Source organism: Paenibacillus sp. SEL3 (genome assembly GCF_054602585.1).
Genome location: NZ_CM137725.1, coordinates 5,083,097 through 5,104,884 on the forward strand (window position 1 = coordinate 5,083,097; position 21,788 = coordinate 5,104,884).

Genomic DNA, 21,788 nt, shown 5'->3' on the forward strand with positions numbered 1-21,788 from the left:
ATCATTAGATGTATAGGCATTATTAATAGGGGTGAGCGAGTGTTTAAACGTTATATTTGTAGTCTACTATGTGTGCTGATGTTACTGGGTTCATGGAGCACATGGGCATATGGAGAAGCAGGTCGTGGAGAGGCAGCAACTTCTCAATCTTCTTCGTCTTCTACTCCGCAGATTATTACCAGAGCTTGGCTTGCACAGCAAACAGGTAAGGATCAGGCGTGGGTCAATGCACAGTTATCCAAAGGCTATACCTTATATGATATTTATAAAGCATGGCAAAAAGATGGTGGAGAAAATTCATTACCAGAACAAAGTCCAAGCTTGTGGGTACAGCAGAATGGACTGACATTGAGCACAAATACAAAGGTGGAACCATCCGATGAGTCGGCTGCACTGAAGGAGGGCGAAAAGCGCGCTCAGACCACCCAGGATGAAAAGGCAACTCAACATCCACTTGATAAGGAAGAGGGTAAAGAGCCGGCTCCAGACACGACTGAGATGGTTATCCCATCTATACCCCGAGTAAATGATTCCGTATATGCTCCGACTCCAGGAGAAAGCGGACTGATCGGGCAGGATTTATTTAAACAAAGTTTGTTGCAGGTATCAGCTACAACAGATGTGTATGCTCCTTTTGATCAGGCGGCGCTTGCACAAAGCAGGTTGAGTGATGATACGTCTCGTTATGGAATGGACTATGGTGACAACAGTGTGTCCACCGCTTCAGGACAGCTCGTTGTTCAAAATACGGATTTGGTACTGCCGGGGTCATTGCCCTTTGCATTGACTCGTGTGTATAACAGTTCATTGGCAAATAATCAGATTGGTGTGCAGCAAAATGAAGGGTTGTATACAAACACAAGTGCCATCCGCGAGGAAGAAGCAGCTTCTGGTCTGGGGAGAGGCTGGAAATGGGATCTTCCTCATATGCAGAAACAGGATGGTAAACGGTATTTGTATATTCCGGGAACAGGCTCCTATGAACTGAGAGATGATTTGCAGCTAGAAGGATATGCATACAAAGATCTGAAGATCAGTACAGATCAAAGCGCAAGTGTGCAGGGAGTAAGCAGTGCATACAAAATAGCAGTGCTGAATGGAAATGACTATTATATCGATCAGGACGGTTATTTGATTTTAATCCAGGATGCGTATAAGAATCGGGTGGAGTTTGATTATACAAGTTCTGGTGGAGTAAAGCTTATTCGATCGATTCGAAACAGTGATGGCAAAGAGCTTGACTTCACTTACAATGCCGGGCAAATTGTTGTTAAAGAGCAGGGCACGGACCATCAGTACACCTATCGCCAAAGTGGCGAGGGAAGCAGCAAGGTGCTGTCAGAAGTGTTGGATTCTCTTTCCAGAAGCACAAGCTATGCGTATACATTCATGGACGCTCCTTTTAATGTGGTCGTAGATGGTGAAGGAAAGACTGGAGCCCTACAGCAAAATGCATCGGCGTTGCTTACACGAATTGTACGACCTACTTCATCGATCACAGACATTCGTTATGAAGCATTTAACAAGCAGATAGGTGTATACGGTACACAAGGCGTGTTTAAGGTGGTTTCACGCGCTGATATGTACAGTACAACCGCAGGCAATCGTTTTTTAAATAAAATTGATTTCACCTATTCCGGAGAAGATCTAGCCAACTATGGGAAAAACGCTGAATGGACGGTAGTTGCCAAAGGGACACGTACAGCGGAAACCTTCCATTTTGGTAAAGTCTTTAGAGGAGATAACGCACCGGACAAGCTTGTTCTAAACAGCTATGATCAAGAGGGTGATTCTACCGGCTATCATATAGATTACAAGTATAATGTTGCCATGGACTGGAATTTGCCTGTGCAAATGCAAGAGTCGTATACGGAGGGAGGTTCTTCGTCAGAACCTGTAACCACCTCCTATGACTACAATGAATATGGTCTTCCACTAAAAGTATCCCAAAGTACTGGATTGGAGACTGTTCATACGTATAAAACCTCTAGTGAGCCTTTTTTCTGGATTCAACCTACCCAGACGGTTACTAAAATAAGTGAAGGAAAAACTGGAACGACAGTTCGAACTTATAAAGCAGAGGGTACATTGTATGAACTGAAAAACTATGAAGGTACAGAGCAAGGGAAGCTTTTATCAGATACCTATACTTTTTACAATGCAAAAGGGAATGTAAGTGGTCAGAAAGTTCTTATTGATGACAGAAACTATACGGATGTTTCGATTGATTATAAATCTCCCTATGGTTCTCAGCTCCCAACAAGACAGCTTTTGCCTAAAGGTGTTGAGTATACGTATGATTATTATCCGACTGGGGAAATCAAGTCCCAAACAGATGCCAAGCGCAAAACAGAGTCCTACGTATATGACGCTTTGGGACGTGTAACGAAGGTTACTTATCCGGATGGAACTCAGACGGTTGTGGTGTATAAGGATGATACGAACGATGTCACCGTCACCGGACCAGATGGAGTAAGTGCTGAAAGAATGTATAATCCATTCGGACAGATGCTCCAGCAGCAGGTGGGTGATGCGATTTACGGATATGGTTATGATGATCATGGAGATATGGTAGAAAGCACGGATGCTGAACAAGCAACCACTCGCTATGCCTATGATGCCTTTGGACGACCTGTGAAGACGACCTATGCGGATGGAACCACAGATACCGTGACTTATAACGCAGTGGATCGTACTGTTACTCAGACGGATGCGCCCGGTTATCGTGTGCGTGAAGTATCAGATGCTTTAGGTCGTGTGACTTCCACACAAGAAGCTAAAAATGGATCATTTCAGCCGCTGGAATCGTTAGCTTATAATTATGCGGGTATGGTCACTAGCCGTACAGATGGTAACGGTCAACGTATGATCTATGATTACGATGCTTTGGGACAAATGACCTCGGTCACTGATCCATCCGGACAGCAGGTCAGCTATGTGTATGATCTAGCCGGAAATTTGAAGACCGTTCAGTTTCCTGATGGGCAAAAGAATGTGTATTCATACGATGAGCTGGGCAGACGTACGTTACTTGAGAAATCAAGCGGAGGAACTACGTTAAATATTTACGATACAGATGGAAACATCACCCGTATGTTGACAGGAAAATCGGAGGCCATTACCTTTCAATATAACGCTGACGGATTAGTTACCGAAGCGGCGGGTCCCGATTTTAAAACCAATTACACCTATGACAGCGCAGGACGAAGAAAAAGCATGACTGATGGTCAGGGAACGACCTCCTATGCCTATGATCCATCAGATGGAGCCTTGACTGGGCTGAAGTACCCTGATGGTACGCACATCAGCTATGAATACAACAAGCAGTCTCGTACAGGCTATGTGCTAACAGATGCTGCTGGCACGTCTATGCACGTTCAATCCAAGCTGGACAGTGTGGGCCGAGTTACCCAAATGGACATTAGCGCTGGGGCCGGTGCGGCAAATGTACAGAGTTTGGGAGAAGCGAGTGCTGCTGCGGGCGGATCATTGGATCGAATGACGTTCGATTATGCTCCTAATGGTTTGCTGAAAAGCCAGTCTTCGAGCAGAGGGCTGAGTACGCGATTCAGCTACAACGGACTGGATTTATCCGGGGTTACGGTGGAGCACGGTGGTACGTCGCTACATCAATTTGGGTATGAACGGGATGGGAATAAAAACATCATCGGACGTACACAAAACGGAACAACAGACCAGTTTGGATATGACCCGTCAAACCGTATTGCCAGCGAAGCCGCTGGTGAAAAGAATAAGACCTATGTCTACGATCCGAATGGAAACCGAAGTGCTGAAGGCAGTGGCAAAGTGTTCGGCATGAAAAACGCTGAATATACGTATGATTCTGCCAGCCGTCTGACAAAGGTGACCGGTGAAGGCAAAGAGGTAGGGTACAGCTATAACGGAGACGGTCTACTGTACGAGCGTACAGAGGGCGGCAAAACGACTCGGTATTACTATGACGAAGAAGCGAAGCTGATTGCAGAAGCCGAGGTCCAAGGTGAAACAGCCAAGATCACTTACGCTTACGTGTATGACTTGTCCGGTCAACTGTGGGCCAGACAGGACAAGGCAAGCGGGCAGTTGCAATATTATCAGCTCAACGGTCACGGTGATGTGGTAGGTCTAAGTGATAGTTCGGGCAAGGAACTGAATAGCTACAGCTACGATATTTGGGGTGGACCGGAGAAGGTCAAAGAGACCGTTCCGAACGTGTTGCGTTATGCTGGTGAGTATTGGGACGATACGACCGGGCTACAGTACCTGCGGGCTCGCTGGTACGATCCAGGCACAGCCCGTTTTATGGGCGAGGATACGTACCAGGGCGAGATCAGCGATCCGCAAAGCTTGAACTGGTATACGTATGCAAATAATAATCCGTTAAAGTATATTGATCCAAGTGGGCATAAAGTTTGGCTAGTTCACGGTACTTTTGTTGATCCAAGTACATGGGATAATAGTAAAACGTATATTAAAAATGAGCTTTTTAATGAACCGACTGATACTCCGCGATGGAGCGGTAAGAATAATGATGGAGCCCGAGTTGAAGGTGCAGAAATTGTAGCGAATCAAATTTATAATTATCACAAAGCTCATCCAACAGAACCGATACGAATCATGGGGCATAGTCACGGAGGTAATGTTTCCATCATGGCAACTAATATGTTGGCTAAACGTGGGGTACATGTAGATACTCTTATCACTATTGCAACACCAGTAAGGGAATATAGACTGAAAACGAAGGTCGGTCAACATATCAATGTATACAACCATAATGATATTATTCAAGTTAACGGAGGGTTTTGGGGTTTAGGAGAAGCAAAACGCAAATACCCTGGTGCTGAGAATGTTGAAGTTAAATTATCCCCTTATTATTTTAAACATCCAATTGAAGCTCATTCTGTAATGCACAATAATCCCAATATTTTGGATAAATACGTAAAACCACGAGTGCTGTGGCACAACTTTTCTAAAGCCAGATATGAAAGTTATAAAAAGAATCAGAGTAGGTACTAATCACTAGAAATAATTGGTTTATTATGTATTTTAGGATAAAGTTAGTATTCGAAATAGTGAAGTATCAGTTTTTGAAATGTGAGTAAACATTTCAGTGAGACTGGAGGGAAGGAAATGAAAATGCCCATTTGGTTTAAAATCATATGGATGATTCCTATTGTTATTAATATAGCGGCGTTCATATGGTTTATTTTAGGCTCAACAGGGGGCTTTCAACGTGGACATGATATCTTGGCAACTGCTACATTAGTCATATTTGGAGTCCCGTCTATTATTATTGTATTAATATCATTAACATATATATGGCAAGGATGGCCACCATTTAATGGTGTGAAATATTTAGTATCAGCAATATTGATGGGATCTTTATTATTTTGTTCTTATTATTTGGTTGACGGGACTCCTACACGTGGATGGTTGTATGATAACGTTGATAGTGATCCTGTACGGTTAACTTCAGATCAAAAATATGAATACCGTATAGATTTAATTAATCCTTTCCAGAGGAATAGTAGAGAACAATTGCACTTGAAAAATATTTCAACAGGAGAAGAAAAGAATATCCCTATTTCAATTAGAAAGGAAAATAGTGGCTACTCAGGTGGTGATGGAGATAATTGGGCTTGGGGTATTTTAAAACCAACAAAAGTACCAAATCAATACGAGTTGTCTACATTGGATGAGTATAACAACGGTATGTATGGCATGGATCCGAGAGTTTTTTTAATTGATGTAAAAGCTGGAACTGCACAAGTATTGAAGTAGAATTTGAATTATTTAACCACAATACGAGATAGTTTCGTATTGTGGTCTTTATTTATTATTAGTTCTGAACTAATAATAAATAGCTAAATATTCTCGATACTGTGCTACACGGGCTGGTTACTGAATCTGCAGGTACAAAGGATAAGACTTACAACTACGTTTCAAAAGGAAACCGAAGCTTCGAAGGTAGGGCAGTGAAGATTACATACGCTTACGTGTTGTATGACTTGTCCGGTCAACTGTGGGCCAGACAAGACAAGGCAAGCGGACAGCTACAATATTATCAGCTCAACGGTCACGGTGATGTGGTGGTCCTAAGTGATAGTTCGGGCAAGGAACTGAATAGCTATAGTTACGATATCTGGGGCGGCCCGGAGACGGTCAAAGAGACCGTTCCGAACGTGCTGCGTTATGCTGGCGAGTATTGGGATGATACGACGGGGCTCCAGTACCTGCGGGCTCGCTGGTACGATCCAGGCACAGCCCGTTTTATGGGCGAGGATACGTATCAGGGCGAGATTAGTGATCCGCAGAGTTTGAACTGGTATGCGTATGTGGCCAATAATCCACTCGGATATGTAGACCCTAGCGGGCATGAACTTATGCCTACGACTAAAGGCGGAATATTTTATACTAACCAGAAGACGATTATTCATTATCAAAGAGTAGGCATGGGGACATGCTGGAATGAGTTTAAAGCAGGAACTATTCAGGCATCCACGGCTGTAGCCAATTTCTTGATTGTAGATGATATAAACACGATACTTGATCCCAAATCGTCCGCATATGACAAAACACTTGCTCTAGCAGGATTTATACCTGTTGGTAAGTTTGTTAAAGGTGGAAAATTGATCATACAGCTGACGAGTAAGGAGGGAAGATATGTTGAACGTTCTGTTGAATTGACAGAAAAAAATCTAAAATCAGCCAAGGCACTCCCTTGTAATTGCTTTACGGCGGGGACTAAGGTTCAAACAGACGAAGGGGAGAAACCTATCGAGGAAGTCGAGGTAGGTGACAAGGTTCTAGCCAAAGACGATGAGACAGGTGAGATGGCTTATAAGGAAGTCGAATGGCTCTACCAACGTGATGTGGAAGAAACGTATAATATTACTGTTGGTGGAGAAGTCATAACGACAACTGATGAGCATCCGTTTTGGATTGTCGGCAAAGGTTGGGTCAAGTCTAAAGACCTCGAGGTGGGAGATGTTCTGACAACTTCGGATGGTAAGGAATTAGCCATTGAGAAGATTGAAGTTAAAAAGGGACATGACACTGTATACAATTTTAAGGTCAAAGATTTTCATACTTATTTTGTATCAAATTTGGGTGTGTGGACTCATAACGCTTGCGATATCCCGAATAAAACAACAAAATGGGATATAAAAATGAATGCAAAAGGAAAAGTCACTTACAAATTCCACGGAGATACAATTACAGCTTACCAAGATAACACAAAGAAAGGTTATTGGTGGGCGAAAGACACAACTGGACACGGCGGTTCAGCGTATAAGGTATTTGAAAAGAAAGGAAATTCACTTCATTGGATTACTGATGCAGATGAATATGGAAATTTCATAACAGGGAAACACAAGAGTACAACAGGTACAGTCATAAAGCTAAAATAAATATAGTTAAAAAAACGCCGTAAAGGGAACATAGATTTCCCTTTACGGCTACATGATGGGGATGATTGAATGGAACATAATCAAAATTTAAATGATTTTTTGTTGCGATACTTTGAAGGAATTTATTTAAAGAAACCTTTGTTTTATAATGCTTCAATTGCTATTAGGTTTGAAATGGGGGGAGGGACAGATACGCCTGGAAAAAGAGTAGAGCAGGTGAAACAGAGAGCGGTTGCTTTATTTGACGCATTAAATAGTTATGATGACGATGTTTACTTTGTACTATTCGTAGATAAATGGAGTAATGAGTCAATTAATGCCATTGAGAATGATGTCTTTAAAGAATTCAATAATTATATTAGTAAGATAGATTTTGGACATGTATTTAAACAAGAACAGGAGTACCGATATAAAGATTCCGACGAAACTGATGATATAGTAACTATTAGATATTGTATAAATGTGAAATCCCAAGATTTGAAGATTGATAGTCTGATAGAGGCGATTGCCAATCGAACACTTGGTTTAGAACCTAGTGTAGATGGTGACATATATTTAATAAATGACACGAACAAAACAATTTTTCATCTTTATGACGATAGAGGCTTGGATATTGTAGCGGAAAACAAGGAGACTCTAAGGATTGTTTATGAGCAGTATAATCATTGGATATTGGATTATGACCGAAATAAAATCGATGAAATATTTTCTTGAATGATCTTGAGGGCTGCAATCCCAAGGTCTTTCTTTATATTAATACCTAGTACCAAGTAAATGGTTGAATGACAATCCCATAGTCAATTAGAAACCCAAAATCTTCAGATACCACTGTATCTTGCTCAAAAGTACCTCATCTTCATTTTCTTCCGGTAGGTTCTAGTTCCGCCAAAAGAATCTACTACCCGCTTGTACCCTTCTTAACTCCTACTAATTTATTCACAACTTTGTAACTTTCTCTGGCAGGGGGGTTGCGAGATTGTTTTCAAATTGTTTTACTATATTTACCTACTATAGTCTGGTAATCTATTAATATATATAGGGGGAACGAAAAGACGTCCGGTTCAGTCGGTTTATATGCGTTTATGTTCTATATGTTGAGTGAATGTCTATATTGCCATGTCTATATCGTCATGTCTGTATAACTTCATAGACAAGCTAGAGATAGCTCCCGCACATTATAAAATACAGCACAGGATGGTGTAATGAATGAAGCTTTTAAAAGTAAAATGGATGGCTGTATGCTTGATGGTAATCTGTTGTTTGGGTTTGCTAGGTATACATACGAATACGGCGAGTGCACAAGCGAAGGCTCCTTTGCTGGGGGTCAATGATGTGTTACTAGATTCGAATACAATTCAGCCGGTAATGAAAAATGATAAGTTGTATGTTCCTATCGTTACATTAGGGCAAAAGATGGGGATTTCTACTTCTGCCAATGGAAATACATTGGTGCTGACTGGACATAATCGCAGCTTTACGCTGGATTTGAACAAGGGGGATGTGTTCGAGCGTGGAGGACGCACGATGGTGCCAATTCGCACTTTGACCAATGCATTCGGCTTCACTATTACGGTTCCTACAAGTAATCTGTATCGAATTCAGAATGCAAACGCTAGTTTGTCTGATGCTCAGTTCTTGAATACATTCGAGGCAAAAATTAAACAGTACGCGGCTGTTAAGCTAGGCAAAGCTAGCAATACAGGCAACAAGGGAACTGCCTCATCATCCAGCCGTACGATTTATTTGAGCTTCGATGATGGTCCTACAGCGCATACGTCGCAGCTGCTGGATATTTTGGACAAATATAATGCCAAGGCTACGTTCTTCATGCTGGGACCTGAAATTCGCCAACATAGCACAGTGATGAAGAGAATGGTAGACGCAGGGCATGGTTTGGGCTTGCATGGGATGACGCATCAGGTGAAGAAAATCTATGCATCTCCGGCAGCAGCATTGGCAGAGATGAATCAGGATAACGACATTTTATTTAAGGCCACAGGGAAACGCACTTCTTTGATTCGTACACCTTATGGCAGCAAACCGTATTTGAAGAAAGCATACCGCGATCAACTGACGGGTGCAGGCTATCATATTTGGGACTGGAACATCGATTCCAATGATTGGCGTTATACTAAAAATCCACAGCATTTTGTACAGACTGTCCTAAGTGATATAAAGAGATTGAAAAAGCAAGGCAGAACACCAGTCGTTCTTATGCATGATAAACCATCTACGATCAAGGTGCTTCCACAAATCATGGCTGCTTTGCAGAAAGAAGGCTATTCGTTCGAGCCGTTGAATGATAACATGACTCCGCTTAATTTTTGGAATGATCATCGTTAATTGAATAGCATGAAAGAAAAAAGACACCTTTTCAACCATTTATATAGTGGTTTGGAAGGTGTCTTTTTGTTGTATTTGCTCAAAAATGTGAAGTTTGCAGCATGGTTTATATGAATCTATGAATTCATGTCTATGCACAGGTCATACGACTTTACGGGTTACCACGTCGCTGCATATATTACAGTAACCGCCTCGAGAGGAGGAGCAGGTATGAATATTAATCCGAGTATGTTTAGTATGATTTGCGCTACCGCAGGAGCCTTTATTACGTTTGCATTTGGCGGCTGGAATCAGCTAATGGTGCTATTCACGGTTGCAATGGCTGTCGATTATGTGACTGGAGTCGCCGCAGCAATTAAGACTGGGCAAGGTTTAAGCAGTAAAGCCGGCTTTTGGGGGTTGGCGAGAAAGGCTTTAATGCTAATGGTAATTTCTTTGGCGCATCATGTGGACCTCCTGATGGGTACCGAAATCATGAAAGGGGCGGCAACGTATTTTTATTTATCCAATGAATTGATCTCTATTACGGAAAACTGTTCACGAATGGGTCTACCGCTCCCACCGAAGCTCAAGAATTTTTTTGCCCTATTAAAGGACAAGGAGTCTGATGGTAAAAATGGTGGAAAAGATCGCTAGAATTACAAAGTTTCTTTCCGTATGTGGGGCGTTATGATAAAATTTTCAAGAGAACATTTTAAGATAAGGAGCCTATACGCATGATTAAACATATTGTTTTGTTCAAATTGAAAGACCGCTCCCCCGAAAGCATTGAGCACACAGCATCCATTTTGCGCAGCATGAACGGCAAAATCAAAGAGCTGCTGTCACTCGAAGTAGGTACGGATGTGATTCGTTCGGAACGTTCTTATGATATTTCCCTTACCGCTGTTGTCGAAACACTGGAGGATTTGCAAACGTATCAGGTACACCCTGTGCACCAGGAAATTATTGTACACATGAATGAAGTGAAGGATGTATCTATCGCAGTTGATTATGAAATCTAAAGCGGTACTGGAGGTGCAGGACCTTGTATTATGTCAACCGGGAACAAATTGAGCTTCGACTAGGGGCTGTTCCCGACATTGTCGCCGGACTTCGCCAGACTTCTGCTTCCTGGAACGGCGATCTGTTGCAGGGGCTAGTGCAGGAGCGCTGTCTTCATCTGGCCATTGAGACGGTAACGGACGTAGGAAGCTATATCATCGACGGATTTATTATGCGTGACGCCAGTAGCTATGAGGATATTATCGGTATCATTCATGAGGAAGGTGTACTGGATGATACCGTATTTCATTCGCTAGTAGAGCTGGTAGGCTTACGTAAACCCTTAGTGCAGGAGTATTTCCATTGGGACCGGACAAGCCTTCACCCGCTTACAACAAAGCTGCCTGGGTTGCTGGAGCTTTTTGCATCTAACGTGCATGATTATTTAAATAAGGAATTGGGTCCCCAGCCCGAGGGAGTGTAAAGGCAAAAGTGACGGATAAGTATATCGTACCCGAAATGCCCACTAGGCGCATGATCATGACACTATTGAAAACCCAGGGACCTGTGGGCGTCGGAAGCTTGGCAGCTCAATTAGGCATTACCGAAATGGGAGTGCGTAGGCATCTCAAATTGATGGAGCAGGATGGCCTGATCGTGGCTACAATCGTGAGACAGGCTATGGGACGCCCGACGTTTTTGTACAGCCTGAGCGAGCAGGGAAGCGAGCAGTTTCCACGTAATTATGATCATTTGTTACTGGAACTGTTAGAGGAACTCGATGAAGAACAGGGAATGGAAGCTGTTTACTCGCTGTTTGATGGTAGAAAACGTAAAATGATGAAGCGATACGCCCCTCATATAGAGGGGGAGACTACACTGGCTTCACGTGTGGAAAAGCTTTCGGGCATCCAGAATGCTTCCGGATATATGGCAGAGTGGCGCGAGGAAGAGGATGGTAGCTACTCTATTGTGGAATACAATTGTCCTATCTCTCAAATTGCAGGCCGTTACCGCAAGGCTTGTGAATGCGAGCAGCAAATGTTTGAGGAGCTACTTGATGCCGAGGTTGTTCGTGAGGATTGTTTGGCAGATGGGGGCCGTTGTTGCCTGTATCGTATCCGCTCTAAAAAAAAGTGAAACTTTTCAGGCTTGTTTTCTGTGTCATGACAAGCTCCCCATGCTTATAATGCACTAACAGATGGGCATTCGCCCGGGCACAAGGGAGAGATGATGATGAAGGAGAACTGCAAAAGTTTTATCCGAGGCGCGTTGGCAGGCAGCATTGTTGGTTCGGTTGCTGCTTTATTATTTGCCCCTAAGTCAGGTCGTGAGCTGCGTCAGAATATTACAGATCAGGCGCGCAACGTAAGTGATAAGGGACAGGAGCTAGCGGGGAAAATTTCAGACACTTCAATTGAGTATACTGACAAAATTAAGGAGACAGCCTCAGCCGTCATTCATGAAATTGGGCAATGGCGTAAAAAGAGTGAAATGATTCCTGAGGTTAGTATTTCATCAGCGACTGCTCAAGAAGATACGGAAAAAGATGCGCTGTAACGGTCTGTAAAAAATAGGTGAAACACTGAATACAGTTTGAATTCGTGGCTTCTCCCGTTGGGATGGAGCCTTTTTATTGATCACTTCCTCGTTTTAGGGTAATCTTTTGGGGTACCTTTTACACTGATACGACATAAGGTATGTAGCAACGGATAGCTTTCCGAGATGAAATAACTCATATTTGAACAAAAAAGGAAGCGGTGTGTACGTGCAGCAAGCGATTGCAATATTGGATTCCGGTGTAGGAGGTTTGACGGTTGTTAAAGAAGTCATGCGTCAGCTTCCACGGGAAAAAATCATTTATTTTGGAGACACTGCGCGCACTCCGTATGGCCCCCGACCATCGGAAGAGGTTAAAAAATTTACAGAGCAAATGGTTGACTTTCTGATTCAATTTGATCCGAAAGTCATTATTATTGCTTGTAACACGGCTACTGCCGCGGCATTGGACTATATAAGCCAAAAGGTATCCATTCCGGTGATCGGAGTTATTCACCCCGGGGCTCGTGCTGCGATTAGCGCGACTGCTACCGGGCATGTCGGGGTGATTGGGACTGTCGGTACGATTCGAAGCGGAGCGTATACAGCTGCGCTCAAGCAATTGTCTCCTTACGTAGACGTGGTGAGCCATGCGTGTCCTGCGCTTGTTCCATTGGTGGAGCAAGGGTTATTTCGCTCTAAGACGACATCGCAGGTTGTGGAGGAGACATTGAGACCTATTCAAACGTATCCGATTGATTGTCTGATTCTTGGTTGTACGCATTATCCTTTTTTGAAGGAAACGATTCAAGAAGTCATGGGGCCTGCAGTAAAGCTCATTAGCTCGGCAGATGAAACGGCGCGTGAGACGAGTACCATTTTGTATAACAAAGACAAGTTGGAAGCTGGGGACGAAACGCCGGTACATCAGCTTTTTTGTTCCGGCGATCCTGAATTGTTCCAGCGCATTGCCGCACAGTGGCTCGGGGAGCAAATTCGCCAAACGCCTGTCGTCTGGCAAGTCACCAATTTGGATTAACGAGACAGCCGACTTTTTGTCATTGGACAAAAGAAGTCGGCTGTTTTGCTTTTCACTACATCAAGACACGCCGCGTTTGCATAACATGCAGTAAGGCAGATGGAAGGGGCGTAGAAGATGAGGGAATATATCGTTCAAAAAGGAGATACATTGCACCGGGTCGCCTCGGCTTTTAAACTATCGGCGGATACTTTGATCGTGGATAATCCGTGGGCCGCCACACAACCCTATCTGATTAGTGGTCAAGTGTTATATATTCGTCCGTCTACGGATCGTAAATACGTTATTCAGCCTGGTGAGTATGCAAGACAGATTGCCAAGCAGTTTGGTGTGGAGCTTGATGAGTTACGGCTAGCCAACCCCGGACTTGCGGAGCATGATTTTATGGAAGGAAAAACTATTGTTATTCCTGAGGAGCATCAGGATCAGATTGTACGATTACGTGGAGAATATGGATACGAAGATTTAAAGGAAGACCTAGCGGCCTTGGCCCGCAGATATCCGTTTATTGAAGTTGGTAGCATTGGAACCAGTGTCATGGGGAAGGATATTCCTTATGTACGTATTGGGCAAGGAACGCGTAAAATTCACGCCAATGCTTCAGTTCATGCTAATGAATGGCTGACGACGCCTTGTTTGCTGCGTTTTATAGAGCAATATGCACAAGGGATCGGTGGGACTGAAGAACATGTAGGGGCCACTCAATGGGTGTATGGAGGTTCTCCGCGGGATTTGCTGGAGCATACATCCTTATGGGTGGTTCCGATGGTCAACCCGGATGGGGTAGAGCTGGTGCAACAAGGTATACTCCCAACTCATCCGTTGTATCATGACCTCAAAAAGTGGAATGAAGGACGTGCTGATTATCGCGGTTGGAAGGCCAATATTCGTGGTGTCGACCTCAACGATCAATTTCCGGCATATTGGGAAGAAGAGGTGCGCAGACGCGGTAAAACAGGTCCGTCTCGACGAGACTATGCAGGGCCTGCACCTTTGTCTGAACCAGAGTCTAAGGCGCTTGCCGATCTAACGGAGCGCGAACAGTTCGACATGGTGTTATCCATACACAGTCAGGGACAGGAGATCTATTGGAATTATCGGGATCTAGAGCCTAAGGAGAGCCGAGATTGGGCCTTACGGCTAGCTGCCGCAACAGGTTACCGGGCGGTAAAGCTGGGTGGGAGCGATGCAGGGTACAAGGATTGGTTTATACAGCGATTTGGTAAACCGGGGTTTACCGTTGAAGTCGGTCTAGGCGTAAATCCGCTGCCCATGCGTGATTACGATGATATTGCAGCAGAAGTGAGCATGTTAATGGCAACAGTGCTGTCATGGTAAAAAATTCGGCCTACTGAAACGTATTGAATCATTTGCACGTATTAGGAGGAACACGTTTTTTATAAGTGTTCCTCTTTACATGTCCCTTCAATGGGGTATATATACTTAGGAGCATTGGAAATGGAGTGAACAACCTATGAAGTGGAAAAGATTACTATCTCTCCGTCAATGGTCACATGTATTTCGTCGTATGCCCCGACTGATTACTTCATCAAGGATTCCGCTGGGAGAAAAATTACTCTTTGCGGTGCCTGTGTTGCTCTATTGGGTATTACCTGATGTCATGCCATTTATGCCCATCGACGATATTGGTGTGACGTTATTGCTTATGAATTGGTTTGTGACCCGTGCCGAACGAAAATATCCAGATGTGCTTGAAAAGCAACATGTACGTGTTCGGTAGATAAGTTTATGAATTTCGTGATTGCGATTTTTCACGATTTTCTTTACAATAGGAATATTGCCTTTTGCTATGCTAAACATAATTGTGATTTATCCAATAAACCACATTTCATTTAATGAATATGAAGGAGATGAAGTTTGATGAACTGCAAAATTACTCGTAACGCAGCTAAAGTATTGAAACTTGAACTGGATAAGGAAGAGAACCAAGGGAAGAGCCTGCGCGTTGTTATTACTCATGCTCATGGAGATCATGCTCATTACGGGCTGGATTTGGACACGCCTAAAGAAACAGATACTGTCGTATCTACAGATAAAGGCATTGACGTAATTTTGGAAAGCGGCCAGCCGCTGCTGGATGGTGTGAAAATTGATTACTTGTACTTCCCCGAAGAAGGATTTGTCATTACTAACCCTTCCCAAGGTAATCACGGCGACCACTAAGCCGGAGCTCGGAGGGATGACAGATGGCCAACGATATTCGCGTATGTGATGAATGCAATCATATTCGCTTGAAAACAATCTTGCCCAAGTTGCAAAAGATGGCACCAGATGCCGAGATCAAAATCGGCTGCAAATCGTATTGCGGTCCTTGTGGGAAACGGGCGTTTGTGTATGTGAACGGACGTTATGTGAGTGCGGCTACGGAGGATGAAGTATTGGAGAAGGCTGCGCGCTTTATCAAATAGTTCCAGTACGCAGCATTCGCAATTTTTGAATAGTTCCCCTTCTTCTGATCCATGCTAATGGATGTAGACCACTGCCCAGAAGGAGGAGTGACTCATGGCCCAATATGATTCCAATCTCGACAATCACAGTGTTGAGGCTCAAACACAAAACTCGGTGGACAGGCTCCACAATGCCGTCTCTCAGGCATTGTCACATCCAGCTGAGCAACTGATTGAACAGGCGGAGCAGTCTCGCACTCATGCTGAACATGCCATACAGCAGGCGAAGGATAGCCTTGGTGACGACTCAGTAGAAGTTGCGGAGGATATGCTTGGTGAAGAGGTACAACGGCTTGAACAGGCCAAAAAAACGTTGCGTTCCTAAGCATTTGTGACTGGTAACAACGAGCGCAGTCGAGTGACAATCCATAAAAAAGCACGATCCACAGCACTTACAAGCCGATGGATCGTGCTTTTTTGTTATATACAGAGTAGTTATGCGGCGACATCGTTAAAGGGGTTTGGGAAGATGCTATATCAGCAACCTCCCACATAAAGTCTATTAGATACAGATACAGAAGGAGTTACTTCTTTGTTTGTGGTTCCCATTCGCGAATAAGATCGTATGTGATAACCTGATCGGATATGTTCAACCGATTGAGAGCTTCGGTATATCCCGGTCCGCAGGCGTTTACGTCTGTAGGCTGGCCTGTACTCAGGTTGTAACAGGTCCCTTTGGAGAATGTACCGTCCTCAGATGGAATGTAGTACACTCGTCCATCCGTGAAAGCACCAGTACGTAGCACAACCATACGAGGCTTCCCGCTAAACAGATCGTTTCCCATAAAATGATATGGTTTTGTAGAAATCCCAAGTAGGTGCATTACGGAAGGAGTCAGATCCAACTGACCTGCCGGTTCTGTATACGTGCCCGCCTGACTTCCGTCAGGAAGATGCACAAGCAATGGCACCTGATTCATGATTTTCTGCATGTCCAGATCCGTAAGTGGCTTGCCTAAAAATTTCTCATACAGTGCTTTGTCTTTAATAGAATTATCATGATCCCCATAAAACATCAGGATCGTATCATCCCACAGTCCGTCTTTCTTCATCTGATCTACCAATTCGCCTAGTGCTTCATCTACATAATGGACAGATTTTAGATAGTCTCCGAACATGGTACCTTCAAACTCGCCAACGTCTAAATCTACCGCGTCAGGTGACAGGTTGTACGGATGATGGCTCGAGATACCGACCATATAGGCATAGAACGGCTGCTTAACTTCGGTAGTGAGATCATTGAGCGTTTGACGGAAAAAGGATTTGTCTCCCAGGGACCAGCCCAATGGCTCATCAATTTTAAAATCTTTTTTACTGTAGAACTTGTCATAGTTCATTGCCTTATACATAGTGTAGCGGTTCCAGAAGCTGCTGTCATACACGTGAAACGCATTGGGACTATATCCAGTATCCTTCAAAATGGAAGGTAGCGTATCGAATTTATGGTCCGCATAACGGATAAATACAGAGCCTGTAGGGAGCGGATGCAGCGAAGCATGTGTAGAGAAGTCCGCGTCCGAAGTACGGCCCTGCGCAGTCTGGTGAAAATAATTGTTGAAATACATGCTTTCCTTCGTCAGTTTGTCAAAGTTAGGCGTAATCGCTGCACCGTTGATCTGTTTGCCGATAAAAAAGTTCATGAACGCTTCAGCTTGAATGACCATCACGTTTTTGCCCTTATACTTGCCAGATAGATCATTTTTTACCTGAAGCAACTTTTGGTGCTGATTAAACCATTCCTTATCCTTATCGGATTCCGCTTGAGCCAATGTAGGCTGAGGACCAAGGTGATCCTGACCATAGCGGTAGATGTCATATCCATGAAATCCGATCAACCCTGTTACATTGTACAAGGCCATCGACCACCAGTTGCCGACAAATATGCCAGTTGCCCACGTGGAGGTATAATATTTGATCGGCCCAAATGTTAATACATAGCCAATCAGGAAGGCCAATGCTCCTTTGGAGAAGCGAAGCAGGAACCTCTTTGTGAAGGAGCTTCGGGATGCTTTTAAATAAGTATCATTCGTGGTAAGTCGACGTCGTAAGGAAGCCACAAATATGACATACGGAATGAATAGAATCCAGTCTGCAAAAAAGAGAATGTCCCCCCAGTACATAAGGGATGCGATACTTCCGCCCAGAGAATCAACTTGTCCGGCTTGAAGTAAGACGGGAATCGTAATGAAATCCTGGAAATACCGATAATAAACCATGTCGGAATAAATGAGCGCGGTGAGCAACATATCGAGCACCACAAGAGCAATCAAACGTCCGCGACGTGGCAGCCATAAGGTCCAGAAGCTCACAAGTAAAAGCGAACCAATAGCGATGACATAATCCAGCGGATTCATGTCAATATTTTGGGCATGCAAGTTATAGTGAATCAGTACGAGCTTGCCGATCATAAGCACAAAAAACAGACCTAGTCCAAAATATCGAGACAGCAGCATTCTGCTGAACGTGTTACCAGTGCGACTTGCACTGGACGTGCGAATAACCAACACTTTACCCCCTCTGGCAGAAATGTTCGGCTAGTATAAATTACATATTAACGTAATGTTAAAACCGAAATGCCTTTAATTATTATAGCGCTCATCTCGCGCATTTCAATGATTAAGTAAAGAAAATACAGCACAAATCAGGCCAGAACAACGAACGGAGAGTTCGTTTCCTGGCCTAGGCTTCATCTTATTTAAGGCTGCAACGGCGAAGTATCTTTGCGGCGCGGAGGCAGAGGGCCTAGATACTGATAGTATTGGCATTCGATCCGGCCGTTAAACAACTTCCGGCGCTTGTCTGCTTTACGGCCCCAATAATGCTCAAATTGCTTGGTGGAGCTGATGGCAAAGAAGGACCAGGTCTTCATTTCGGCTGCCGTGCGTGCGAGTGAACGGATCAGCTTTTCCACCTCGGATTGTTCGCTCAGTCTCTCGCCATAAGGTGGGTTTGTAATCATCACACCATATTGTCCTTCGAGTCTGACTTTAGTTACAGGCATCACCTTAAGAGGGATGTCTTTAGCAAAGCCTGCTGCTTTTACAGCTGCCTCAGCAACTTGTATGGCATTTGGATCGATATCGCTACCTGCAATTTCAAAAGGAATGTCATCGCGGGTCAAATCCATCGCCTCGTCGCGAGCCTGATCCCATAATTCTCTGCCAATGACAGGCCAGTCTTCCGAGTTAAAGGTACGTCTCAGTCCTGGCGCAATATTCCAGGCTTGCATGGCAGCTTCGACCAATAAAGTACCGGAACCGCAGCATGGGTCATAGAAGGGGCGGTCCGGGCTCCAGCGACTAAGCTGAATAAGAGCAGAAGCCATCGTTTCTTTGAGGGGCGCCTCTGTAACGAGCTTACGGTAGCCGCGTTTGTGCAGTCCTGGACCGGTTGTATCAAGCGTCAGCAACGCACGATCATTCAATAGAATGACCTCAATGACGTAACGAGGGCCATCTTCAGCAAACCAATCTGTGTGGTAGGTTTCCTTGAGCTTCTCTACAATCGCCTTCTTGACGATTCCTTGACTGGCTGGTACGCTACTAAGCTGTGATTTGTGCGAACGTCCCTCTACGGGGAATTCACCATCTACAGGAATCCAATCCTGCCAGGGTAATGCTTTGGTACCCTCGAACAGCTCATCGAAGGTTGTTGCAGCAAATTCACCCATTTTAATAAGTACGCGGTCTGATGTGCGAAGCCACAGGTTACACCGGCATATATCCATATAATCTCCGGTAAAAACGACGCGGCCGTTTTCGACGGTTAGATCTTCGTACCCGAGTTCTCTGAGTTCTCGGGCCACGACGGCCTCAAGTCCCATTGGCGCAGTCGCAATTAGTTGCAGTTGAGTCATTAAACGTATTCACTCCGTCCCCATAATCATGTAAGCTTGGTTCAATCCCTATAGTATAGGTCATTGTACTCGAAGAGACAAATCATTAAGGTAAAAAATTTACGAAGGACACCACGTCCTACCTGCGTTATGATTAAGTAATAAGGAGAGATGAACCGTGGAAATTACACCCAATATGACGCCTGAACAATATGTAGACCAGCTGGTACAAGAGGATGAAGCACTTCGCAGTATTAGGGAGGCTATCGTTAAAGAAGGTATGCCGGAAGTATCCGTTGCCCATCCTTATGGAAAACTGTTGACCTTTCTAATTGAAGTATCTGGCGCACAGCATGTACTGGAAATCGGCGCATTAGGCGGCTACAGTGGATTATGTCTGGCCCGTGGGTTGGGAGAAAAGGGCCGTATTGTGTCACTGGAGCTGAAAGAAGCGTACGCAGCGCTGGCACATCGACATATGGAAAAAAATGGCTACGGTGACCGTGTCGAATATCGTATTGGACCCGCAGCGGACAGCTTGAAAGAACTTCAGGAAGAGGGAAGAACTTTCGATTTTTTCTTCATTGATGCAGATAAGGAAAATTACCCAGTATATCTGGAGTATGCGATTGCTCTGGCGAATCCAGGTGCCATTATTGCGGGAGACAACTGTTTCCTTCGCGGACGGACGCTGAATACGGATAAGAACGGCCCTGCCGTCCAGGCCGTGAGACGTTTTAACGAAACGATAGCAACAGATCCGCGGCTGGTCAGCACGCTTTTGCCAGCTTACGATGGATTGGCGCTAGCTCGAGTTAAATAGCGTTCATTCCCCATGTATAGCTATCTATACAAAAAAAGAACCTCCTTGTCCACTATAGCGTGAACAAGGAGGTTCTTGTCTGTTAAGGTGGGCTTGTCTTACCTGAAGGTTTCTTACCTGAAATCAGGCGTAGCCTTACGATCAAAAAGCTTCATGCGTACCCAGAATATGTTGACGATTAACAGGACACCTGACATGATAAACAGTCCTTCGATGCCGATAAACCCGGATAGCACCCCGCCAATGACAGCACCCAGCATATTCCCAAGCGCGAGCGAGCTGGTATTGAAGCCGAAAGAACGACTTTCCATTCCTTCCGGTGTATACGTGCGAATCAGCGCATTTACGCTTGGTAGCAGACCGCCCATAAATACACCCATGAAAAAACGGATAATGACAAGTTGCCACACTTCATTGACAAAAGCCTGCGGAATGAGCATAACCGCCGTTCCGAGCAGTGCAATGGTCAAGATCTTGTGCGCTCCTATCTTGTCACTCAATCTTCCAAGGAGTGGTGCAGCAATCATATTGGATACGCCTGTTATAGCTGTAACGAACCCGGCAATCAGTGCAATTCCTTCTGCCGACCCATATAGTTTTTGCACATATAACGGCAGCAGAGATACCGTACTGATCATGGCAAATTGGAGCAGAAACGTTACGGTGAACAAAGCCGGAAGCTGGGGCGTATGGCTTAGCTCCTTTAATCCGGCAAGAACCGAAATTTGCGGTGTGCGTGCGGCTTCCGCTTTACTGAAATTTTCTTTAACCAGAAACATTGCAATGAGCGAGGCTATAAAAATCAGAGCGCCTGTAATATAAAAGATCGGTCTGAATCCGACCCAATCAGCCAAAAATCCGCCTAGCAGAGGACCGAGAATCGTGCCGGCCATCTGACCGGATTGCATAATCCCCATAGCGAATCCGGTTCGCTCTTTGGGAGTGGTGCCCGATACTAGGGAAATCGATGCCGGATTGAAACCCGAAATCGTACCGTTCAGCAGGCGAAGCGCCAGCAGTTGCCACGGATGGGTGACCAAACCCATACATCCGATGACCAAAGCCATACCAAAGCCTGAGCGAAGCAGCATGACTTTACGTCCATATCGGTCAGCCAGCTTGCCCCACAAAGGCTGGAACATAAATGAGGTCAAAAAGTTAGCGGCAAAAATAACTCCAGCCCATAGACCAATATCGTGCTCTCCCTTCACATGAAGGTCCTGAGCCAGATACAGGGCGAGGAACGGAGTAATCATCGTAATACCCGCATTGACCAGAAACTGACCGAACCAAAGCACAATGAGATTGATTTTCCACGTCTCCCACGTTTTCAATGTGCTTTCACTTC

20 protein-coding genes are annotated in these 21,788 nt (G+C 44.5%); 17 read left to right on the forward strand and 3 right to left on the reverse strand.

Annotation, left to right across the window (positions count from 1 at the left end):
- Positions 1-39: 39 nt before the first annotated feature.
- From ACYCS5_RS23480 to ACYCS5_RS23555, 16 genes are all read left to right on the forward strand, one after another.
- The gene (locus tag ACYCS5_RS23480; RefSeq protein ID WP_459760199.1) at positions 40-5,016 is read left to right on the forward strand and encodes an RHS repeat-associated core domain-containing protein; all 4,977 of its coding nucleotides are present in this window, start codon (positions 40-42) and stop codon (positions 5,014-5,016) included.
- A gap of 114 nt (positions 5,017-5,130) precedes the next feature.
- Positions 5,131-5,781 carry a hypothetical protein gene (locus ACYCS5_RS23485; protein ID WP_069011062.1) on the forward strand — a complete coding sequence of 217 codons (651 nt, stop codon included), beginning with the start codon at positions 5,131-5,133 and terminating at the stop codon, positions 5,779-5,781.
- 194 nt (positions 5,782-5,975) lie between these two features.
- Positions 5,976-7,409 (forward strand): polymorphic toxin-type HINT domain-containing protein, encoded by a 1,434-nt coding sequence (locus tag ACYCS5_RS23490; protein ID WP_069011063.1) that lies wholly within the window; start codon positions 5,976-5,978, stop codon positions 7,407-7,409.
- A gap of 69 nt (positions 7,410-7,478) precedes the next feature.
- Entirely contained in the window at positions 7,479-8,123 is a 645-nt protein-coding gene (locus tag ACYCS5_RS23495; protein WP_069011064.1) for a DUF3885 domain-containing protein, read from the forward strand.
- A gap of 492 nt (positions 8,124-8,615) precedes the next feature.
- Positions 8,616-9,752 (forward strand): polysaccharide deacetylase, encoded by a 1,137-nt coding sequence (locus tag ACYCS5_RS23500; protein WP_459760200.1) that lies wholly within the window; start codon positions 8,616-8,618, stop codon positions 9,750-9,752.
- Positions 9,753-9,962: 210 nt separating this feature from the next.
- The gene (locus tag ACYCS5_RS23505) at positions 9,963-10,388 is read left to right on the forward strand and encodes a phage holin family protein (RefSeq protein ID WP_029516680.1); all 426 of its coding nucleotides are present in this window, start codon (positions 9,963-9,965) and stop codon (positions 10,386-10,388) included.
- Between the two features lie 80 nt (positions 10,389-10,468).
- The gene (locus ACYCS5_RS23510) at positions 10,469-10,756 is read left to right on the forward strand and encodes a Dabb family protein (RefSeq protein WP_013309679.1); all 288 of its coding nucleotides are present in this window, start codon (positions 10,469-10,471) and stop codon (positions 10,754-10,756) included.
- Between the two features lie 23 nt (positions 10,757-10,779).
- Entirely contained in the window at positions 10,780-11,220 is a 441-nt protein-coding gene (locus ACYCS5_RS23515) for a DUF86 domain-containing protein (RefSeq protein ID WP_069011066.1), read from the forward strand.
- Between the two features lie 8 nt (positions 11,221-11,228).
- The gene (locus ACYCS5_RS23520; protein WP_029516682.1) at positions 11,229-11,876 is read left to right on the forward strand and encodes a helix-turn-helix transcriptional regulator; all 648 of its coding nucleotides are present in this window, start codon (positions 11,229-11,231) and stop codon (positions 11,874-11,876) included.
- 96 nt (positions 11,877-11,972) lie between these two features.
- On the forward strand, positions 11,973-12,296 hold the full coding sequence (locus ACYCS5_RS23525) for a YtxH domain-containing protein (protein ID WP_069011067.1): 324 nt from the start codon (positions 11,973-11,975) through the stop codon (positions 12,294-12,296).
- 208 nt (positions 12,297-12,504) lie between these two features.
- Entirely contained in the window at positions 12,505-13,314 is an 810-nt protein-coding gene (gene racE, locus ACYCS5_RS23530) for a glutamate racemase (RefSeq protein WP_069011068.1), read from the forward strand.
- A gap of 117 nt (positions 13,315-13,431) precedes the next feature.
- Entirely contained in the window at positions 13,432-14,652 is a 1,221-nt protein-coding gene (locus ACYCS5_RS23535) for a M14 family zinc carboxypeptidase (RefSeq protein WP_459760201.1), read from the forward strand.
- Positions 14,653-14,788: 136 nt separating this feature from the next.
- A complete protein-coding gene (locus ACYCS5_RS23540; RefSeq protein WP_029516685.1) occupies positions 14,789-15,055 on the forward strand; it encodes a hypothetical protein in 267 nt (88 codons plus the stop codon).
- A 140-nt stretch (positions 15,056-15,195) separates the two neighbouring features.
- Complete coding sequence (locus ACYCS5_RS23545; RefSeq protein ID WP_013370462.1) at positions 15,196-15,498, forward strand: iron-sulfur cluster assembly accessory protein; 303 nt, start codon at positions 15,196-15,198, stop codon at positions 15,496-15,498.
- Positions 15,499-15,521: 23 nt separating this feature from the next.
- Positions 15,522-15,743 (forward strand): YuzB family protein, encoded by a 222-nt coding sequence (locus ACYCS5_RS23550; RefSeq protein ID WP_007429791.1) that lies wholly within the window; start codon positions 15,522-15,524, stop codon positions 15,741-15,743.
- A 94-nt stretch (positions 15,744-15,837) separates the two neighbouring features.
- Positions 15,838-16,107, forward strand: a complete 270-nt coding sequence (locus tag ACYCS5_RS23555; RefSeq protein WP_023987992.1) for a hypothetical protein — start codon at positions 15,838-15,840, stop codon at positions 16,105-16,107.
- 199 nt (positions 16,108-16,306) lie between these two features.
- On the opposite strand, the gene ACYCS5_RS23560 is transcribed toward ACYCS5_RS23555, so the two are convergent.
- Complete coding sequence (locus ACYCS5_RS23560) at positions 16,307-18,289, reverse strand: LTA synthase family protein (protein ID WP_459760202.1); 1,983 nt, start codon at positions 18,287-18,289, stop codon at positions 16,307-16,309.
- 188 nt (positions 18,290-18,477) lie between these two features.
- Positions 18,478-19,638 (reverse strand): THUMP domain-containing class I SAM-dependent RNA methyltransferase, encoded by a 1,161-nt coding sequence (locus tag ACYCS5_RS23565; protein WP_023987994.1) that lies wholly within the window; start codon positions 19,636-19,638, stop codon positions 18,478-18,480.
- 157 nt (positions 19,639-19,795) lie between these two features.
- Between ACYCS5_RS23565 and ACYCS5_RS23570 the strand changes: the two genes are divergently transcribed.
- Positions 19,796-20,440, forward strand: coding sequence for an O-methyltransferase (locus tag ACYCS5_RS23570; RefSeq protein ID WP_185156353.1), 645 nt, complete (start codon positions 19,796-19,798; stop codon positions 20,438-20,440).
- Between the two features lie 113 nt (positions 20,441-20,553).
- Here ACYCS5_RS23570 and ACYCS5_RS23575 read toward each other — a convergent pair whose 3' ends face one another.
- Positions 20,554-21,774 carry an MFS transporter gene (locus ACYCS5_RS23575; RefSeq protein WP_029516688.1) on the reverse strand — a complete coding sequence of 407 codons (1,221 nt, stop codon included), beginning with the start codon at positions 21,772-21,774 and terminating at the stop codon, positions 20,554-20,556.
- Positions 21,775-21,788 lie beyond the last annotated feature (14 nt).

Excerpts from the sequence above, each read along its gene's own strand:
- ACYCS5_RS23535 (WP_459760201.1), top strand. The coding sequence starts at position 13,432 with ATGAGGGAATATATCGTTCAAAAAGGAGATACATTGCACCGGGTCGCC.
- ACYCS5_RS23500 (WP_459760200.1), top strand. The coding sequence starts at position 8,616 with ATGAAGCTTTTAAAAGTAAAATGGATGGCTGTATGCTTGATGGTAATC.
- ACYCS5_RS23505 (WP_029516680.1), top strand. The coding sequence starts at position 9,963 with ATGAATATTAATCCGAGTATGTTTAGTATGATTTGCGCTACCGCAGGA.
- ACYCS5_RS23540 (WP_029516685.1), top strand. The coding sequence starts at position 14,789 with ATGAAGTGGAAAAGATTACTATCTCTCCGTCAATGGTCACATGTATTT.
- ACYCS5_RS23545 (WP_013370462.1), top strand. The coding sequence starts at position 15,196 with ATGAACTGCAAAATTACTCGTAACGCAGCTAAAGTATTGAAACTTGAA.
- ACYCS5_RS23550 (WP_007429791.1), top strand. The coding sequence starts at position 15,522 with ATGGCCAACGATATTCGCGTATGTGATGAATGCAATCATATTCGCTTG.
- ACYCS5_RS23510 (WP_013309679.1), top strand. The coding sequence starts at position 10,469 with ATGATTAAACATATTGTTTTGTTCAAATTGAAAGACCGCTCCCCCGAA.
- ACYCS5_RS23565 (WP_023987994.1), bottom strand. The coding sequence starts at position 19,638 with ATGACTCAACTGCAACTAATTGCGACTGCGCCAATGGGACTTGAGGCC.
- ACYCS5_RS23525 (WP_069011067.1), top strand. The coding sequence starts at position 11,973 with ATGAAGGAGAACTGCAAAAGTTTTATCCGAGGCGCGTTGGCAGGCAGC.
- ACYCS5_RS23555 (WP_023987992.1), top strand. The coding sequence starts at position 15,838 with ATGGCCCAATATGATTCCAATCTCGACAATCACAGTGTTGAGGCTCAA.
- ACYCS5_RS23495 (WP_069011064.1), top strand. The coding sequence starts at position 7,479 with ATGGAACATAATCAAAATTTAAATGATTTTTTGTTGCGATACTTTGAA.
- ACYCS5_RS23485 (WP_069011062.1), top strand. The coding sequence starts at position 5,131 with ATGAAAATGCCCATTTGGTTTAAAATCATATGGATGATTCCTATTGTT.